The organism is Klebsiella sp. HMSC16C06 (assembly GCF_001808325.1).
Lineage (GTDB): Bacteria > Pseudomonadota > Gammaproteobacteria > Enterobacterales > Enterobacteriaceae > Klebsiella > Klebsiella variicola.
Genome location: NZ_KV793011.1, coordinates 192371 through 207860, shown reverse-complemented (window position 1 = coordinate 207860; position 15490 = coordinate 192371). Strand labels below are relative to the sequence as shown.

Sequence of the window (15490 nt, the reverse complement as noted above, 5' to 3'; positions counted from 1 at the left end):
GTCGATTCATGCGCTTTTATCCTTGCTGTTTATTTCCGCACTGAGAGTGCGCAGCGCTTGTACCGCCAGTTGCGACAGGTAATGTGCAGTCGGAAACAGGGCGCGATCGTCAACGCGAAATTGTGGATGGTGCAGCGCGTAAGGGCCTCCGGAGCCGATCATGATGAATGCGCCGGGCAATTTTTGCTGATAGAACGCGAAGTCCTCCCCTATCGGGCTGGCTTCAACGCGACGGGCTTCAAAGCCGGAGCCTTCACCGTGCGCCAGCGCGAAATCCACCCATTTAGCCGTATTGACCACTGACGGCGGGCCTGGCTGCCAGTCGAGGCTGATGTCGGTATCAAATGCCGCAGCGATACCCGTAAGAACCTGCCGCAAACGGCGTTCGATCAGTTCCCGTGTGTCCTGATTAAAGGTGCGGACGGTGCCTTCCAGCCAGGCGGAATCCGGGATCACGTTCCACGTACTCCCGCTGTGAACCTGTGTGATAGAAACCACTGCGTTGTGTGCGGACGGCACGTTGCGGGCGATCAGGGTTTGCAGCGCGGAAATCACCTGTCCGGCGATAATAATCGGGTCGTTGCCTTCGTGTGGACGCGCCGCGTGGCTGCCGGTACCGGAGATAGCGATCGCAAAGCGATCCACGCCGGCGGTTAATGCGCCGTCTTTGCTGCCGATAACGCCAACCGGCAAAGAGGGATCGTTATGAATGCCGAAAATGACGGCAGCGTTATCGAGCGCGCCGGTGCTAATCAGCGCCGGCGCACCGTGACCGGTTTCTTCCGCCGCCTGAAACAGAATGCGCACCGTGCCGGAAAGCGAATCTTCCTGCGCTTTCAGCAAAATCGCCGCGCCAAGCGCCGCCGAGGTGTGGAAATCGTGGCCGCAGGCGTGCATCACTCCGGGATTTTGCGAGGTGTAATCCACAGCGGATTTTTCTTCAATCGGCAGGGCATCGATATCAGAACGTAGCACCACCAGTTCGCCGGGATTGATGCCGCCAATTTCTGCCACCAGACCAGTTTTGAGCGACAAATCTATCACGCGGATTTGATACTTCTCCAGTACCGCCCGGATACTGGCGGTGGTGTTAAATTCGTCGTTGGACAGCTCCGGATGGCGGTGCAGGTGGTGGCGAAAATCCTGAATAAACGCCGCCAGTGGCTGATGTTCCTGCGTGATATCTAACATTTAAACTCCTGTAGGTGGCTGACGTTCCAGCCAGCGGGCGTGGCTTTTTTCATCGAGAATTTTTTTCAGGTACAGCGTGATATGTCCTTTGCCGAGGTCTCTTTCAAAGACCGGCTGAAAACCCAGTTTTAGGTACATATCGCGCAGCCACGGATGGCTGGTGGCGGTACCGAGTGAGTAAGCCGGGGCTTTCAGTTCGCGGATCAGAATGTTGTCTTCCAGCCAGCCCAACAGTTTTTTGCCGAGGCTCTGACCGGCGTAATCTGGATGCGTGCCAAACCAGCCAATATGCGGCAGGCCCAAAGGGCCCGGCATTGCGCCCCACGGGAAGCGCAGGGTAACCGAAGCCGCCATCCGCTGGTCATCAAAGAGCGCAAACACCGCATGATCGTCGAGGTGTTGTGTCACGCGTACCAGATCGGCGGTGGCAGCATCAAACTGAATCCCGAGCGCTTTGATTGGCGCGTAGGCGGCCAGCATCAGTGTCAGATAATCGTGTTTATCATCCAGCGTCAGCCGCCTGAAATGTTGTGTCATAACCCAGATCCCTCAGGAGAAGTCAGATGACCGGACTGCTCGGCAAAGCGGATGACGTCATCGACTTTTTGCGCGGCGCAGCCGGTGTAATGAGCCGGATCTAACCAGTGGTCAAGATCCCGTTCAGTAATACAGGCCGCCAACACCGGATGCGCAAGCAGAACGGTTTTAAAAGCGTGTCGTTTTTCAAACGCCTGCATGGCGCATTCATAAATCAGATGATGCGCGGTTTGTTTACCGAGTTTTTTACCGACCTCAAACATCACTTTTTCGGACAGCAGCAGGCCGTCCTGCATTTGCAAATTCGCAAGCATGCGTGCTTTATTGACCGTCAGGCCGGAGAGAATCGACTGAGCATTTTGCAGCTGTGCAGAGAGATAAATCGAGATTTCCGGCAGGGCGATCCACTCGGCGCGCCAGCTCATCGCATCACGTTCATGCTCTACGTGCATCGACTGATAAATCAGTGATGCGCTGTGCAACAGCGGCTGTGTCAGGCTGGCAAGACCTTCGAGGGCTGCGGGATTGCGTTTGTGCGGCATGGTAGTGGAGCCGATTTTCCCGCTGCTGAACGGTTCCTCGACTTCATTAATTTCGGTGCGCATCAGGTTGTAAAGTTCGTTGCCTATTTTGCCCAGAGTGCCGCTGATCAGCACCGCCACCGAGGCGTATTCTGAAAAGCGGTCACGCGCAGCCTGCCAGCCGATATTCGGCGTACTGAGGTTCAGGCGCGCCAGTGTGCGGCGTTCTACCTCCGGACCCACTTCGCCAAGCGCAGCGTAGGTACTGATCGCGCCGCTGATATTACCGGTCAGCAGACGCGGCGTGATGGCGGCAAGACGGTCGAGATGACGGATAAACTCATCCAGCCAGACGGCGACTTTAAAGCCAAACGTGGTGGGCAACGCCTGCATACCGTGGGTGCGGCCTGTCATCAGCGTGTACTGATGCTCACGCGCCAGCGCTTTCAGCTCATTCGCCACGGCGGTGCTGTCACGGACGATCACTTGCAGAGTTTGTGCCAGCTGTAAAACGGTGGCGGTATCGATGATATCCTGCGTGGTTGCGCCGTAATGAATGTATTCCCCTGCGTCACCGCATTGCTGTTGCAATGCGGTGAGCACCGGCATCAGAGAATGTTTCATCTGCGCGCCGGAGGCGGCGATGTCCTTAATATTCAGCTGGCTGGCATTGGCCAGCTCCGCAATGCTCAGCGCAGCCTGTTGCGGAATCACACCCAGCTCACCTTCGGCCAATGCCAGCGCAACTTCGACATTGATTTGCTGTGTCAGGCGATTTTGCTCTGACCAGATTTCCCGCATTTCGGGTGTGCCAAAATTGTTGCCAAGTAAAAGAAAATCTATCGGATGTGAGGACATAATACTCTCGTCTTATATAAGGGATAATTAACGTTGTTTTAAGATCGTCATTAAAAACACGATATCGAAATGGCGTATCAGGTATGGGATGATGCCAGATGCGTCTGTTTTCATTGCGTTAAATTAGCCCTGTCTGACACTATCATTTCTTTGATCCAGCACAGCATGCAAGGGGTTTATAGGCTATAGCAAAAATCAATCTATGCTATTGAGAATAAGTTAATAAGGATCCCCACTTAGCACTTTGTTAATTTTTTCAATTCTCGTAGGATGCTTTTAATAACACTTGAATATATCCCATATCAAATTCCTGTTTAATTACGGGGAGTTTCTCTTTAACCAGACGACAAATACAGGGCATCGATGTGTTCGCCATAAAATCACCGCAGACCTATCATCATCAGCCCGGCCTGCTTTCACGCACCGGTGAGCTACTTGCCGTTCATTCCTCCGATGTCGCGATCATCACCAGCCCGAAAGCGTGGCGGGCGGTGAATCCGCAACTGGAAACCAGCCTGGAGGCAGCCGGTATTCGCTGGCAGGTCAATTTTCTCACCACGGAATGTACCGATGCGGCTATCGAAACCCATCTGAACAGCGTGCGGGAACAAAACGCCACGCTGGTACTGGGCATTGGCGGTGGGCGGGTGCTTGATTGTGCCAAAGCGGTGGCGAATCTGCTGTCCCACGTCGGGCTGGTGACCATACCGACCGTTGCCGCGACCTGTGCCGCCTGGTCGCCGATCAGCATTATTTATAATGAGCTCGGCGGGCATGTGCGCAGCCAGCCGTTGTCGCGTATGCCGCTGATGCTGCTGGTCGACACGAATGTGATTGCGCAAAACGATGTGCGTTATCTCAAAGCAGGCATCGTGGATGCGCTGGCGAAATGGTACGAATTCCGCCCGTATAAACAGAAAAGCGACGACAGTCTGGCGCTGAACCTGAAAGTTCAGGCAGCAAAACTGGCGGTGGACGTCTTTGAACAATACGGCGCTCAGGCGGTGCAGGACAACGCCCGCCATGAAGTCACACCGGCGCTGATGAAAGTTATCGACGCCAATATCGCGGTGGCAGGTATGGCTAACAGCATGCGCGATGAAACCCCTGCGCCGGGCGTGGCGCACGCGATCCATAACCGTTTCACCCATCAGCCGGAATTGCATGACTGGCTGCACGGCGAGAAAGTGGGTTTCGGGTTGCTGGTGCAGTCCCTGTTGGAAAGCGATGACGGCCAGCCCGAGGTGCAGTTGCTGTCGTTGTTACGTGAATATGACGCGCCACTGTCATTGCCGCCACTGAATGGTGACCGGGAGGCGATCATCGCGGCCATTGCCCGCGAAGTAAAATTCTCCGCCGAAAATGCCGCCCGTTTACCGTTTCCAATAGCAGCGGAAAATATCGAAAAAGCCCTGCGGAAAACCGAAACTGACTATTATTCACAGGGATAACGCCATGACCTCTGATTCATCTTCTGCAAAAAACACACGTCAATTGCGTCTTGGTCTGTTTGTACAGCCGCTCGGGCATCACGTCAGTGGCTGGCGCTTAACTGAAAACCTTGGTTCGCCGACCGACATCGACTGGCTGACGGGGATCGCCAAAAAAGCCGAAGAGGGCAAGTTCGATATGTTCTTCGTCGGCGATGCTCTGGCGACCAGCGTCTACCGGTTGCCGTCCACCATGGCGCGGCTTGAGCCGCTGACCTTGCTGTCGGCGCTGGCAGTGCAAACACGCTATATCGGGCTGGCCGCCACGGCTTCAACGACATTCAGCGATCCGTTTAATCTGGCACGCAGCTTTTCTTCTCTTGATCACATCAGCCACGGCCGCGCGGCGTGGAACGTAGTGACGTCGTTTTCCACTGACGTGGCGCGCAATTTCAGCCGCGACGATATGCCCACGCATGCCGAACGTTATGCCGTGGCGCATGAGTTTCTCGAGGCGACATTCAAACTGTGGGAAGGCTGGCAGGAGGGGGCGGTGCAGCCGGACAAGGCCAGCGGCCAGTATTTCGTGAACGAGAAAATCCAGCCGGTGAATCATCAGGGCAAGTATTTTCAGGTACAGGGTCCGCTGAATATCACTCGTTCGCCGCAGGGGCGTCCGGTCATTATTGAAGCCGGTTCTTCTGCTGACGGCCAGAAACTGGCGGCGGCCACGGCTGAAGTCGTGTTTACTGCGGCCGCCACGCTGGAAGAAGCGCAAACGTTTTACCGTGCGCAGAAACAGCAGGTGATAGAGGCTGGACGTAATCCAGATCACGTGCTGATTTTGCCAGGCGTAATGCCCATCGTGGGCCGCACGCTGGAAGAAGCCCATGAAACCTGGCGTGAACTGAATTCGCTGGTGGATATTGATAACGGCATCCGCCAGCTTTCCACCCGTTTTAATATGGATCTGAGTGCGTTTCCGCTCGATGGACCGGTGCCGGATGTGCCTGCCGGTGAAGGTAATCAGAGTCGAGTGAAACTGCTGACCGATCTGGCGTATCGCGAAAATCTGACCCTGCGTGAACTGGCCGCGATTGCTGCCGGTTCGCGTGGGCACCGCGTACTGGTCGGTACGGCGGACGTTATCGCCGATGATTTCCAGCACTGGCTTGAAGAAGGCGGGGCAGACGGTTTCAACATCATGCCGGCGGTGATGCCGGAACAGCTTTCGCTGTTTGTTGAGCTGGTGATCCCCGAATTGCGCCGTCGCGGGTTATTCCGTGAAGAATATGAATTCAGCACGCTGCGTGAAAACCTTGGTCTGCCTGAGCCTGACTTTAACCGCCAGTCTTAACTTTAGCGTTGGAACATTACGATGACGATTTCTTTGTCAGACCGCGTTCAGTGCGTGTCACTTTCCGCCAATGCAGCGGCGAAGCAGCGTACCAATGACCTGAAAAAAGCTGGGGTGGATATTTTGGATCTCACCACCGGCGAGCCGGATTTTGATACGCCCGCTCACATTAAACAGGCGGCATACGAGGCGATTGCGGGTGGTGAAACCAAATACACGCCGACGCCGGGCATTCCAGCGCTGCGTGAGGCGGTGCAGCAGAAATTACAGCGGGAAAACGGGCTGCCATTTGCTGTTGCCGACATTATGATTGCCAACGGTGCCAAACAGGTCATTTTCAATGCCTTTGCCGCTACGCTCAATGATGGCGACGAAGTGATTGTACCGGTTCCGTACTGGCCGACGTTTCCGGACAGCGTGCGTTTTAACGGCGGCACACCGGTTTTGGTTGAATGTCATCTGGAACAGGGTTACAAACTGACGCCGGAACAGCTGGCCGCCAGTATTACGCCGCGCACCCGCTGGCTGGTGCTCAATCATCCAGGTAATCCGAGTGGCGCGGTATATTCCGCCGCGGAATTGCAGGCGCTGGCCGCCGTCCTGCGCGGACATCCGCAGGTGCTGGTCATGCTTGATGACTTATATGAGCACATTCTGTTTGATGGCTGTGAACACCAGAATCTGCTCAACGTAGCCCCTGATTTACGGGGGCGCAGTCTGCTGGTGGGCGGTGTATCCAAAACTTATGCGATGACCGGCTGGCGGATTGGTTTCGGTGCCGGGCCACAAGCGCTTATCGCCGCCATGACCGTGGTGCAATCGCAAATCAGTTCCGGTGCCAGTTCGGTGAGTCAGGCGGCTGCGCTGGCAGCCTTTAACGGCGGGCTGGATTTTATTGCGCCACAGGTTGCGGCTTATCAGCAACGGCGCGATGTGATAACCGACATTCTGGCGAATATTGACGGGCTGGAGTTGCGAGTGCCGCAGGGCGGTTTCTTTGTCTTTTGCCGCTGCGCCGGATTAATCGGACGTTACCGGCCAGGCGGGGCGAAAATCGAAAACGAAGCTGACGTGCTGGATTATCTGCTGGAAAACGGTGTGTCCGGTGTTGGCGGCAGCGCATACGGCTTGTCGCCCTATTTTCGATTATCGATTGCCACAGACAACGCCACGGTAGCTGAAGCCGGGCGGCGCATTGCATCGGCCTGCGCGAAACTCAGTCCCGCTGAGTAAACTTAAAAGGTTTTTCGGTAGGCTTGAAACTGCGGAGTTTGGTGTCGCAAAAGACATAGATCACCGTAAAATCGAACTGAAATGACCCAGAATATTGCCTGATGCGGAGGAAGGAATGAAAATGCATCAGGAAAATTTTTCACGCTAACTTGTTGAATCTACATCGTATAAAGATTCATGAAGAGGCATGGAAATTGAAAAGCAAAAAGCCTGCTCGAAAGCAGGCTTTTTTAAATTTGGCTCCTCTGACTGGACTCGAACCAGTGACATACGGATTAACAGTCCGCCGTTCTACCGACTGAACTACAGAGGAATCGTGTGAACGAGGCGCATACTACTGGCCTCGCATTTTTGTGTCAACACTAAAATTAACTTGCTGATTCAACTGGCTAAATTTAGCCCAAGGCGTTGTTTTAGTGAACAATGCGCCGATTGTCTTCATCCTGCAGGCCATTCTCACGTATCCGCTGCAGCGGATCCTGCTGGTAGAAGTGGCAAAAACGCTGCCACAGGGCGGGGAAGCGGGGCGCGAACAACTCGGGCGCGCTGAAAAAATATTCCGAGAGGACGGCAAAGCACTCCGCGGGGTCGGTGGCGGCATAGGCGTCAATGCTGGCGGCGCTTTCCCCCACCAGGTCTATCTCATCCTGAATATTGTTCATTGCCGCGTGGAGATCGTGCTCCCAGCCGGCGACCTCGCGTAGCGGGATAAGCGGCACGCCGCTGGCCCGATCGCCATTCCTCGCATCCAGCTTATGCGCCACCTCGTGCACCACGAGGTTAAAGCCTGACGCATCAAAGGAGTCCTGAATATCCAGCCAGTTCAACACTACAGGCCCCTGCTGCCAGCTTTGTCCCGATTGCACCACCCGCTGGTTATGGACCAGACCAATATCATCTTCCCATTCATCATCCACGACGAACGGGGCTGGGTAGATCAGCACTTCATGGAAACCGTCCAGCCACTCTATTCCCAGCTCAAGCACTGGCAGACAAAAGAGCAGGGCAATGCGTGCCTGATGCAGCGGGGTGAGCTCCAGCCCCTGCAGTGCCACCAGACGTTTTTGCTGTAAGAAACGGGCTGCCAACTGAGTAAGCTTGCGCTGCTCAGTGGGAGAAAGATGGGCTAAAACCGGAATGGCAAGCGCTTGCTCCCAGGGCATCTCTGCGTTGCCGGACTCATCATCTGCTTTCCAGGGCCATTTAAACATCATATTGCTCGCAAAGTCGTCACTTGAACACGATTACCGAAACGGGAGCTATTAAAATGCCAAAGATCCTGGCATTATAGCAACCACAACAGCGGAGAGATGCCGGAGCGGCTGAACGGACCGGTCTCGAAAACCGGAGTAGGGGCAACTCTACCGGGGGTTCAAATCCCCCTCTCTCCGCCACTTTTCTCTTAATGACCATTCCCCTTCAATCACACCGTTAGCTTCAGGTATAACGCCTGCGCTGGGGTATCGCCATCATCATCGTCCTGGTTTCAGCGTAGAGACGCGGTAGCGCGCTTTATCCTTTTAGGACCTTATCGCCGCTTTTTGCCCGAACGAGCTTAAACGCATCATAAAGAGGGAAGGTACGCCTGGAAAGCGGCAATGTCGAAAAGAGTGATCTCAACGGAGCGGGAACATAAAAAAGCCCGCTGAACGCGGGCTTTGACGGGGATCAGAACTGATAGACCAGGCCGAGGGCGACGATGTCATCGGTCGCGATACCGCTGTTTTTGTAGAAGCGGTCGTCTTCATCCAGCAGGTTGATTTTGTAATCCACATAGGTGGACATATTTTTGTTGAAGTAGTAGGTCATGCCCACGTCGACATACTTGACCAGATCCTTGTCGCCGTAGCGAGAATAGGTGTAGAGATCTTTACCCTTCGACTGCAGATAGGCGACAGACGGACGCAGCGGTAAATTAAAGTCGTCAAACTGATACTGCGCGACCACTTCGAAGTTCTGCGTTTTGTTGGCAATCCCACCAAAACTATCGTTGCCGTAGAAGGTCATGTTGCGGGTTTCAGCATACATGGCGGCCAGATAGATGTTGTTGGCGTCATATTTCGCGCCGACGGTCCAGGCGTCAGCTTTATCGCCATTGGCGTAGCGCTGGCTGCTACGAGCCTCTGCCAGCTGGTTATGGGTACGGTCAGAAGACGAATACGCTGCCCCTACGCTGATCCCCATATCAAGATCGTAGTAGCTGGAGATACCGAAACCGTCGCCATTTTCCCGCGCCAGTTTACGTTTGCCGCCGTTATTAGTGCCTTCGCCAGAACCGGCGTTTTCATTATTACCCTGATACTGCAGGGCGAAATGCAGACCATCGACGAGGCCGAAGAAGTCGCTGTTACGGTAGGTTGCCACGCCGTTGGTACGGCCGGTCATGTAGACGTCGGTCTGGGTGTAGGTATCGCCGCCGAATTCCGGCAGCATATCGGTCCAGGATTCGATGTCGTACACCACGCCGTAGTTACGACCGTAATCCAGTGAGCCGTAGTCGGCAAACTTCAGACCAGCGAAGGCCAGACGGGTCCAGGAGTTTGCGCCTTCTTTTTCAGTGGTATTTGCCTGAATGTTGTATTCCCACTGACCGTAGCCGGTTAACTCGGAAGCGATCTGCGTTTCGCCTTTTATACCAAAGCGAGCATAGGTCTGATCGCCATCCTCTGAAGTGTCGTCAGAGAAGTAGTGCAGGCCGTCGACTTTTCCGTAAAGGTCCAGTTTGTTGCCGTTGTTGTTATAGATTTCCGCGGCATTAACGGCATTGGCCATTAATAATGCCGGTACCATGAGTGCCAGTACTTTTCTTTTCATTATATATTCCCTTTTAATAATAATTTCTATGAATTATGACAATCCCTCCGGAATGACTATCAGATACTAACGACTAAGTTCATTTTTATTTAAAATAAAATATGTAAATAAATAATGTAAAATATTTCAATTTATTTCCATTTGGTTCTTTATATTTTTTATGGATGATTTTGAGTGAGGTATTATTTTGTTATATAGCAATAGGATATGGTGTCATTTGATAGATTTTGTTAACTCAATGAAATGGGTTGTATGAATTAACATCAAGGCATCATTCATCACGAAAATTGCTTTTAGGCTGGGAAAAATAATCAATACATTATCAATACATTAAGCGACCTCCCGCGCCGGAATAAACTTTTTGCATGGGGAGAAGAATAAATAAAGCACTTCAGCGCCCGCTCACCGGCAGCATAAGTCGCAGGTTGACGCAGAAGATGGGGATGAAACTGCTGCCTGCTGCGCAGGTTGGCGGTATAATGTGATGCTTGTCACGTTTTGAGTGGCGGTAGTGTGTTGTGTCACGGAGAGGAATGAGATGGAAGAGCAGGCAAAACGTAGCCCCGGAGGGAAGCTCGCGTTATGGGCGTTGTATGCTTTTTGCGGATATTGTGTCTGGGTCATCGTGCGTTACTGGTGGGTGGTCGGAAAAATTCACAGCGTTCCCGGCACCAGCGTGGAGGGCGATTTGGGAACCACGGCGGGAAAATGGCTTGGCGCGCTGTTGGGGATGTTAGTCCTTGCGGGCATTGGCGCGATCCTCGGGGCGGTTGTCTGGTATACCCGGCCGTCTCGCGGCGAGCGGGATCATCAGCGGTAAAGTTGCTATGCTCGAGGCTGACCTTCACATAAAGGAAAGCCTATGAACCTGGTTGACTGGCAGCAACGATATGAGCACTGGATACTGACGCACCACGCGCAGGATGATGCCGCACACGATCTGTCCCATTTTCGTCGCGTCTGGGCCACGGCTACCCAGCTGGCCGCCGGGGAGGAGGTCGACCGACTGGTACTCCTCACGGCCTGCTATTTTCATGACATCGTCAGCTTGCCGAAGAATCATCCGGAGCGAAGCCGTTCCTCGATGATGGCCGCTGAGAAAACCCTCGCTATTCTACAGTCGTCATTTGCCGATTTTCCCGCGGAGCGTTACGCGGCGGTCAGCCATGCCATTGAGGCGCACAGCTTCAGCGCGGCGATCCCGCCGCGCACGCTGGAGGCGAAAATCGTCCAGGATGCCGACCGTCTTGAGTCGCTGGGGGCGATTGGCCTGGCGCGGGTCTTCGCCGTCGCCGGCGCCCTGAATACCATCTTGTTTGATGCTGAAGATCCGTTTGCTGACCGGCGGGCGCTGGATGACCGCAGATATGCCCTTGACCATTTCCAGTGCAAACTCCTGCGCCTGCCGGAGACCATGCAGACGGCCAGAGGAAAAGAGATGGCGCAGCACAATGCCCGCTTCCTCGTCGAATTTATGGCCAAGCTTAGCGCGGAGCTGCAGGGGGAGCCGCTGGCGCTGGATGAAGCGGTTTTACGCCGCTTTGCACCGCAGGCGTCAACCGACCGGTGATTTATGGTACTCTCTGCAAAAATCGTCCGCGCTGGTTGAGGATATGCCGCAAAAGTTAATTAAGGAAAACAGGTCGTTGCCGCTGGCTGAGCAGGCCGGGGAAGAGGCTCAGGCGCTGCTGCGTCAGCTGATGACGATCTATGATGTGAAAACGCTGGTCGCCGAACTGGTAAGCGTCGGCGAACAGCACTGGAGCGCGGCGATCCTCAAGCGCGTGGCGGCGCTCTCCCGCGCGGCGGGGCGTTTGCGTCCGCAGGAGATCGCCCATCTGGCGACGCTGCTGCCGGCGCCGCCAGCTCATCACCCGCATTATGCGTTCCGCTTTGTCGATTTGTTTGCCGGTATCGGCGGGATCCGCAACGGTTTTGAAGCCATCGGCGGGCAGTGCGTCTTTACCAGCGAGTGGAACAAGCACGCGGTGCGTACCTACAAGGCCAACTGGTACTGTGATCCGCAACAGCATCGTTTTAATGAAGATATCCGCGATGTCACGCTCAGCCACCGCCCCGATGTCAGCGATGAAGAAGCGGCGCAGCATATCCGCGAGACGATTCCTCAGCATGATGTCTTACTGGCCGGCTTTCCCTGCCAGCCTTTCTCACTCGCTGGCGTCTCCAAAAAAAATGCCATGGGGCGCGCGCACGGCTTTGCCTGCGAAACCCAGGGGACGCTATTTTTTGATGTCGTGAGAATTATCGCCGCGCGTCAGCCGGCGATTTTTGTGCTGGAGAATGTCAAAAACCTCAAAAGCCACGATCAGGGACGCACCTTCCGCATCATCATGCAGACGCTGGATGAGCTAGGGTATGAGGTGGCCGATGCCGGGCATACCGGGCCGGATGACCCTAAGGTCATCGACGGGCGCCATTTCTTACCACAGCACCGGGAGCGCATCGTGCTGGTGGGTTTCCGCCGCGACCTGCAGCTGCATGAAGGATTTACGCTGCGCGATATCGCTGCGCTCTATCCGGCGGTGCGGCCGACGTTTGGCGAGCTGCTGGAGCCGACGGTGGATGCCAAATTTATCCTTACGCCGGTGTTGTGGAAATATCTCTATCGTTATGCCCGCAAGCATCAGGCGCGGGGTAATGGCTTTGGTTATGGCCTGGTAGACCCCGGTAATCCCCACAGCGTGGCTCGAACACTCTCTGCCCGCTACTATAAAGACGGTGCCGAAATTCTCGTCGACCGCGGCTGGGACCGGCCGTTGGGCGAGCAGCATTTTGACGATCCACAGAACCAACAGCGGCGGCCTCGCCGGTTGACGCCGCGCGAATGCGCCCGGCTGATGGGCTTTGAATCGCCCCAGGGTTCACGGTTCCGCATTCCAGTGTCGGATACCCAGGCCTATCGTCAGTTCGGCAACTCGGTGGTGGTTCCGGTCTTCGCCGCGGTGGCGAAGCTCCTGGCGCCGCGTATCGCCCAGGCGGTGGCGCGTCGCGAAGCGGATGATAACGATGGCGGATGTTCACGATAAAGCCACGCGCAGTAAAAATATGCGGGCTATCGCCACGCGCGATACGGCGATTGAAAAGCGGATAGCGGCGCTGCTGACCGGGGCGGGATTCACCTTTGTCGCCCAGGATCGCGCGCTGCCGGGACGCCCCGATTTCGCCTTACCCGACTACCGCTGCGTTATCTTTACTCATGGCTGTTTCTGGCATCACCATGACTGTTATCTGTTTAAGGTGCCGGCCACCCGGACGGCTTTCTGGCTGGATAAAATCGCCGGCAACGTGGCGCGTGACGCCCGCGACCGGCAACAGCTGGCTGAGCAGGGCTGGCGGGTGCTTATCATCTGGGAATGCGCCCTGCGCGGCCGGTTTAAACTAAATGATGAGGCGCTCACCGAGCGTCTGGAAGAGTGGATCTGCGGCGCCGGGCACGACGCGCAGATCGATACGCAGGGGATCCGCGAGCTGGCGTTTACTTCGCCGCCTTACAAGGAGTAGCCTCGCTGCGGGCGGGGAAGAGATATTTTCCCAGCGTCACCAGCACTACGGCGAAAATAATCACTGCCAGCGCCAGCCATTCAATGAGCGACAGGCTTTCACCGCCAAACCCGGTGCCGAGCAAGACGGCCACCACCGGGTTAACATAGGCATAGCTGGTGGCTACCGCCGGGGTGACGTTGCGGATCAAAAACATGTAGGCGTTGATGGCGATTAGCGAGCCAAAGATAGCCAGGTAGGCCAGGGCGGCGATCCCGGACCACGAGGGGACATGGGTTAACGTCTCACCGGTCAGCCATGACGAGACCAGCAGGACGATCCCGGCGGCGAGCATCTCGATAGCCCCCGCCATCATGCCGGTCGGCAGCTCAATCCGCGACCCGTAAACCGAGCCGAACGCCCAGCTTAGCGAACCAATCAGGATCAGCAGCGCGCCCCAGGGGTTGCCGTTCAGGTTGCCACCGCTGTTGAGCATGACGATACCTGCCAGGCCAATGGCAATGCCCAGCCACTCCAGTTTACGGGTGGCGATGCCGAAAAAGCGGCTGAAACATAGCGTGAACAGCGGCACGGTGGCGACCATCACCGCCGCGATCCCTGACGGAACGTGCTGATGTTCGGCGAGAGTGACGAAGCCGTTGCCGACGGCAAGCAGCAAGACCCCAATCAGCGCGGCGTTAAGCAGCGGCCGGCGGGCTGGCAGCTTATGGCCGGTGGCCAGCAGCCAGCCCAGCAGTAGCACGCCGGCTGAGAGAAAGCGAATACCGGCCATCATCAGCGGCGGCCAGCTGGCGACGCCGACGGCGATGGCAAAATAGGTAGAGCCCCAAATGATATACAGCGCAAACAGCGCCCCGATTAGCGGTAACAGCTGACGGGTAGACATACTTCCTCACGACGGTGCAGAGATAGAAAGGGGACATATAGTAAACGTGAAAACTATCGCGCTGGCGAGCGCTTAATTTGCGCGAGTTTGTTAAATTTATATTGACTAATTGTACCTTGGGCACCGGCCGTTTTTTAACGCATACTCGAAGGAGACATTGATGAAAAGAGAAGGAAATTATTTTGGCAGGAAGTAGTCTTTTAACGTTACTCGATGATATCGCCACGCTGCTGGACGATATTTCCGTGATGGGCAAGCTGGCGGCGAAAAAAACAGCCGGGGTATTGGGCGACGATCTGTCGCTCAATGCTCAGCAGGTGACCGGCGTGCGAGCGAATCGTGAACTGCCGGTCGTCTGGGGCGTGGCGAAAGGTTCGTTCATTAATAAAGTGATCCTCGTGCCGCTGGCGCTATTGATCAGTGCTTTTATCCCCTGGGCGATTACGCCGTTGCTGATGCTGGGAGGCGCATTCCTCTGTTTTGAAGGGGTGGAGAAGGTCCTTCACAGCCTGGAGGCGCGTAAGCACAAGGAGGACCCTGCGCAACGGCAGCAGCGTCTTCAGGCGCTGGCGGAACGTGACCCGCTGGCCTTTGAGCGTGACAAAGTGAAAGGGGCGATTCGCACCGATTTTATTTTGTCCGCGGAAATTGTCGCCATCACCCTCGGCATTGTGGCGGAAGCGCCGCTGCTCAATCAGATCCTGATCCTCTCAGGGATCGCGATTCTGGTCACCATCGGGGTCTATGGCCTGGTGGGGGTGATCGTTAAGCTGGACGACATGGGCTACTGGCTGGCAGAGAAACGCGCTGCGCTGGCGCAATGGCTGGGCAAAGGATTGTTAGTGGTAGCCCCCTGGCTGATGAAAGTGCTCTCCATCGTTGGGACGCTGGCGATGTTCCTTGTCGGCGGCGGAATTGTGGTTCACGGCATTGCGCCACTGCATCATGCCATTGAGCACTGGAGCGCGGGGCTGGGCGGGATATTGGCTTCCCTGCTGCCGGTCATTGCCAACCTGGTGCTGGGTTTTATCATTGGCGCAGTGGTGCTGGCGGGCGTGAAAGTGGTGAGCAGTCTGCGCCGGTCAGTGAAGTAGAGTGGCTGCACGCAGTGTGACGGCGCTGCGTCGTCTACGCTAAAAGC

The 15490-nt window shown here is 55.5% G+C and carries 14 protein-coding genes and 2 tRNA genes; 9 read left to right on the top strand and 7 right to left on the bottom strand.

Annotation, left to right across the window (positions count from 1 at the left end; genetic code table 11):
* Positions 1-6: 6 nt before the first annotated feature.
* Genes HMPREF3142_RS18360 through purB form a run of 3 tightly spaced genes read right to left on the bottom strand, consistent with a single transcriptional unit; the run spans position 7 to position 3107 of the window.
* Entirely contained in the window at positions 7-1191 is a 1185-nt protein-coding gene (locus HMPREF3142_RS18360; RefSeq protein ID WP_039104075.1) for an amidohydrolase, read from the bottom strand.
* Positions 1192-1728 (bottom strand): GNAT family N-acetyltransferase, encoded by a 537-nt coding sequence (locus tag HMPREF3142_RS18355; RefSeq protein ID WP_008804194.1) that lies wholly within the window; start codon positions 1726-1728, stop codon positions 1192-1194.
* Positions 1725-3107 carry an adenylosuccinate lyase gene (purB, locus tag HMPREF3142_RS18350; protein WP_070612281.1) on the bottom strand — a complete coding sequence of 461 codons (1383 nt, stop codon included), beginning with the start codon at positions 3105-3107 and terminating at the stop codon, positions 1725-1727. Before purB ends, HMPREF3142_RS18355 begins: the two co-directional genes overlap by 4 nt.
* Before the next feature lie 365 nt (positions 3108-3472).
* Between purB and HMPREF3142_RS18345 the strand changes: the two genes are divergently transcribed.
* Genes HMPREF3142_RS18345 through HMPREF3142_RS18335 form a run of 3 tightly spaced genes read left to right on the top strand, consistent with a single transcriptional unit; the run spans position 3473 to position 7127 of the window.
* Positions 3473-4558: an iron-containing alcohol dehydrogenase family protein gene (locus HMPREF3142_RS18345; protein ID WP_070612280.1), complete on the top strand. Its 1086-nt coding sequence runs from the start codon at positions 3473-3475 to the stop codon at positions 4556-4558.
* Positions 4559-4562: 4 nt separating this feature from the next.
* Positions 4563-5894, top strand: coding sequence for an LLM class flavin-dependent oxidoreductase (locus HMPREF3142_RS18340; RefSeq protein ID WP_070612279.1), 1332 nt, complete (start codon positions 4563-4565; stop codon positions 5892-5894).
* 21 nt (positions 5895-5915) lie between these two features.
* Positions 5916-7127 carry an aminotransferase class I/II-fold pyridoxal phosphate-dependent enzyme gene (locus HMPREF3142_RS18335; RefSeq protein WP_070612278.1) on the top strand — a complete coding sequence of 404 codons (1212 nt, stop codon included), beginning with the start codon at positions 5916-5918 and terminating at the stop codon, positions 7125-7127.
* 237 nt (positions 7128-7364) lie between these two features.
* Here HMPREF3142_RS18335 and HMPREF3142_RS18330 read toward each other — a convergent pair.
* Together HMPREF3142_RS18330 and mtfA are read right to left on the bottom strand one after the other, a co-directional pair.
* Positions 7365-7440 (bottom strand) — tRNA-Asn (locus HMPREF3142_RS18330).
* A 100-nt stretch (positions 7441-7540) separates the two neighbouring features.
* Complete coding sequence (mtfA, locus tag HMPREF3142_RS18325; protein ID WP_008804199.1) at positions 7541-8341, bottom strand: DgsA anti-repressor MtfA; 801 nt, start codon at positions 8339-8341, stop codon at positions 7541-7543.
* 90 nt (positions 8342-8431) lie between these two features.
* Here mtfA and HMPREF3142_RS18320 point away from each other — a divergent pair.
* Positions 8432-8521, top strand: a tRNA-Ser gene (locus HMPREF3142_RS18320).
* Between the two features lie 274 nt (positions 8522-8795).
* Here HMPREF3142_RS18320 and ompC read toward each other — a convergent pair.
* Positions 8796-9941 carry a porin OmpC gene (gene ompC / locus HMPREF3142_RS18315; protein WP_008804200.1) on the bottom strand — a complete coding sequence of 382 codons (1146 nt, stop codon included), beginning with the start codon at positions 9939-9941 and terminating at the stop codon, positions 8796-8798.
* 538 nt (positions 9942-10479) lie between these two features.
* On the opposite strand from ompC, the gene drpB reads away from it, so the two are divergent.
* From drpB to HMPREF3142_RS18295, 4 genes are all read left to right on the top strand, one after another.
* Entirely contained in the window at positions 10480-10761 is a 282-nt protein-coding gene (gene drpB / locus HMPREF3142_RS18310; RefSeq protein WP_012541220.1) for a cell division protein DrpB, read from the top strand.
* A gap of 42 nt (positions 10762-10803) precedes the next feature.
* Positions 10804-11511 (top strand): phosphohydrolase, encoded by a 708-nt coding sequence (locus HMPREF3142_RS18305; RefSeq protein WP_070612277.1) that lies wholly within the window; start codon positions 10804-10806, stop codon positions 11509-11511.
* Between the two features lie 76 nt (positions 11512-11587).
* On the top strand, positions 11588-12988 hold the full coding sequence (locus HMPREF3142_RS18300; RefSeq protein WP_012967658.1) for a DNA cytosine methyltransferase: 1401 nt from the start codon (positions 11588-11590) through the stop codon (positions 12986-12988).
* On the top strand, positions 12969-13463 hold the full coding sequence (locus HMPREF3142_RS18295; RefSeq protein ID WP_070612276.1) for a very short patch repair endonuclease: 495 nt from the start codon (positions 12969-12971) through the stop codon (positions 13461-13463). The genes HMPREF3142_RS18300 and HMPREF3142_RS18295 overlap by 20 nt, the downstream gene beginning before the upstream one ends.
* On the opposite strand, the gene yedA is transcribed toward HMPREF3142_RS18295, so the two are convergent.
* Positions 13438-14349 carry a drug/metabolite exporter YedA gene (gene yedA / locus HMPREF3142_RS18290; RefSeq protein ID WP_008804205.1) on the bottom strand — a complete coding sequence of 304 codons (912 nt, stop codon included), beginning with the start codon at positions 14347-14349 and terminating at the stop codon, positions 13438-13440. The genes HMPREF3142_RS18295 and yedA overlap by 26 nt on opposite strands.
* A 182-nt stretch (positions 14350-14531) precedes the next feature.
* Between yedA and HMPREF3142_RS18285 the strand changes: the two genes are divergently transcribed.
* Positions 14532-15443 carry a DUF808 domain-containing protein gene (locus HMPREF3142_RS18285; RefSeq protein WP_008804206.1) on the top strand — a complete coding sequence of 304 codons (912 nt, stop codon included), beginning with the start codon at positions 14532-14534 and terminating at the stop codon, positions 15441-15443.
* The last annotated feature ends 47 nt before the right edge of the window (positions 15444-15490 follow it).

What these genes read in the sequence shown, in the direction of transcription:
- purB (WP_070612281.1), bottom strand. Translation starts at nt 3,107, where the DNA reads ATGTCCTCACATCCGATAGATTTTCTTTTACTTGGCAACAATTTTGGC.
- HMPREF3142_RS18295 (WP_070612276.1), top strand. Translation starts at nt 12,969, where the DNA reads ATGGCGGATGTTCACGATAAAGCCACGCGCAGTAAAAATATGCGGGCT.
- ompC (WP_008804200.1), bottom strand. Translation starts at nt 9,941, where the DNA reads ATGAAAAGAAAAGTACTGGCACTCATGGTACCGGCATTATTAATGGCC.
- HMPREF3142_RS18360 (WP_039104075.1), bottom strand. Translation starts at nt 1,191, where the DNA reads ATGTTAGATATCACGCAGGAACATCAGCCACTGGCGGCGTTTATTCAG.
- HMPREF3142_RS18335 (WP_070612278.1), top strand. Translation starts at nt 5,916, where the DNA reads ATGACGATTTCTTTGTCAGACCGCGTTCAGTGCGTGTCACTTTCCGCC.
- HMPREF3142_RS18340 (WP_070612279.1), top strand. Translation starts at nt 4,563, where the DNA reads ATGACCTCTGATTCATCTTCTGCAAAAAACACACGTCAATTGCGTCTT.
- mtfA (WP_008804199.1), bottom strand. Translation starts at nt 8,341, where the DNA reads ATGATGTTTAAATGGCCCTGGAAAGCAGATGATGAGTCCGGCAACGCA.
- yedA (WP_008804205.1), bottom strand. Translation starts at nt 14,349, where the DNA reads ATGTCTACCCGTCAGCTGTTACCGCTAATCGGGGCGCTGTTTGCGCTG.
- drpB (WP_012541220.1), top strand. Translation starts at nt 10,480, where the DNA reads ATGGAAGAGCAGGCAAAACGTAGCCCCGGAGGGAAGCTCGCGTTATGG.
- HMPREF3142_RS18355 (WP_008804194.1), bottom strand. Translation starts at nt 1,728, where the DNA reads ATGACACAACATTTCAGGCGGCTGACGCTGGATGATAAACACGATTAT.
- HMPREF3142_RS18305 (WP_070612277.1), top strand. Translation starts at nt 10,804, where the DNA reads ATGAACCTGGTTGACTGGCAGCAACGATATGAGCACTGGATACTGACG.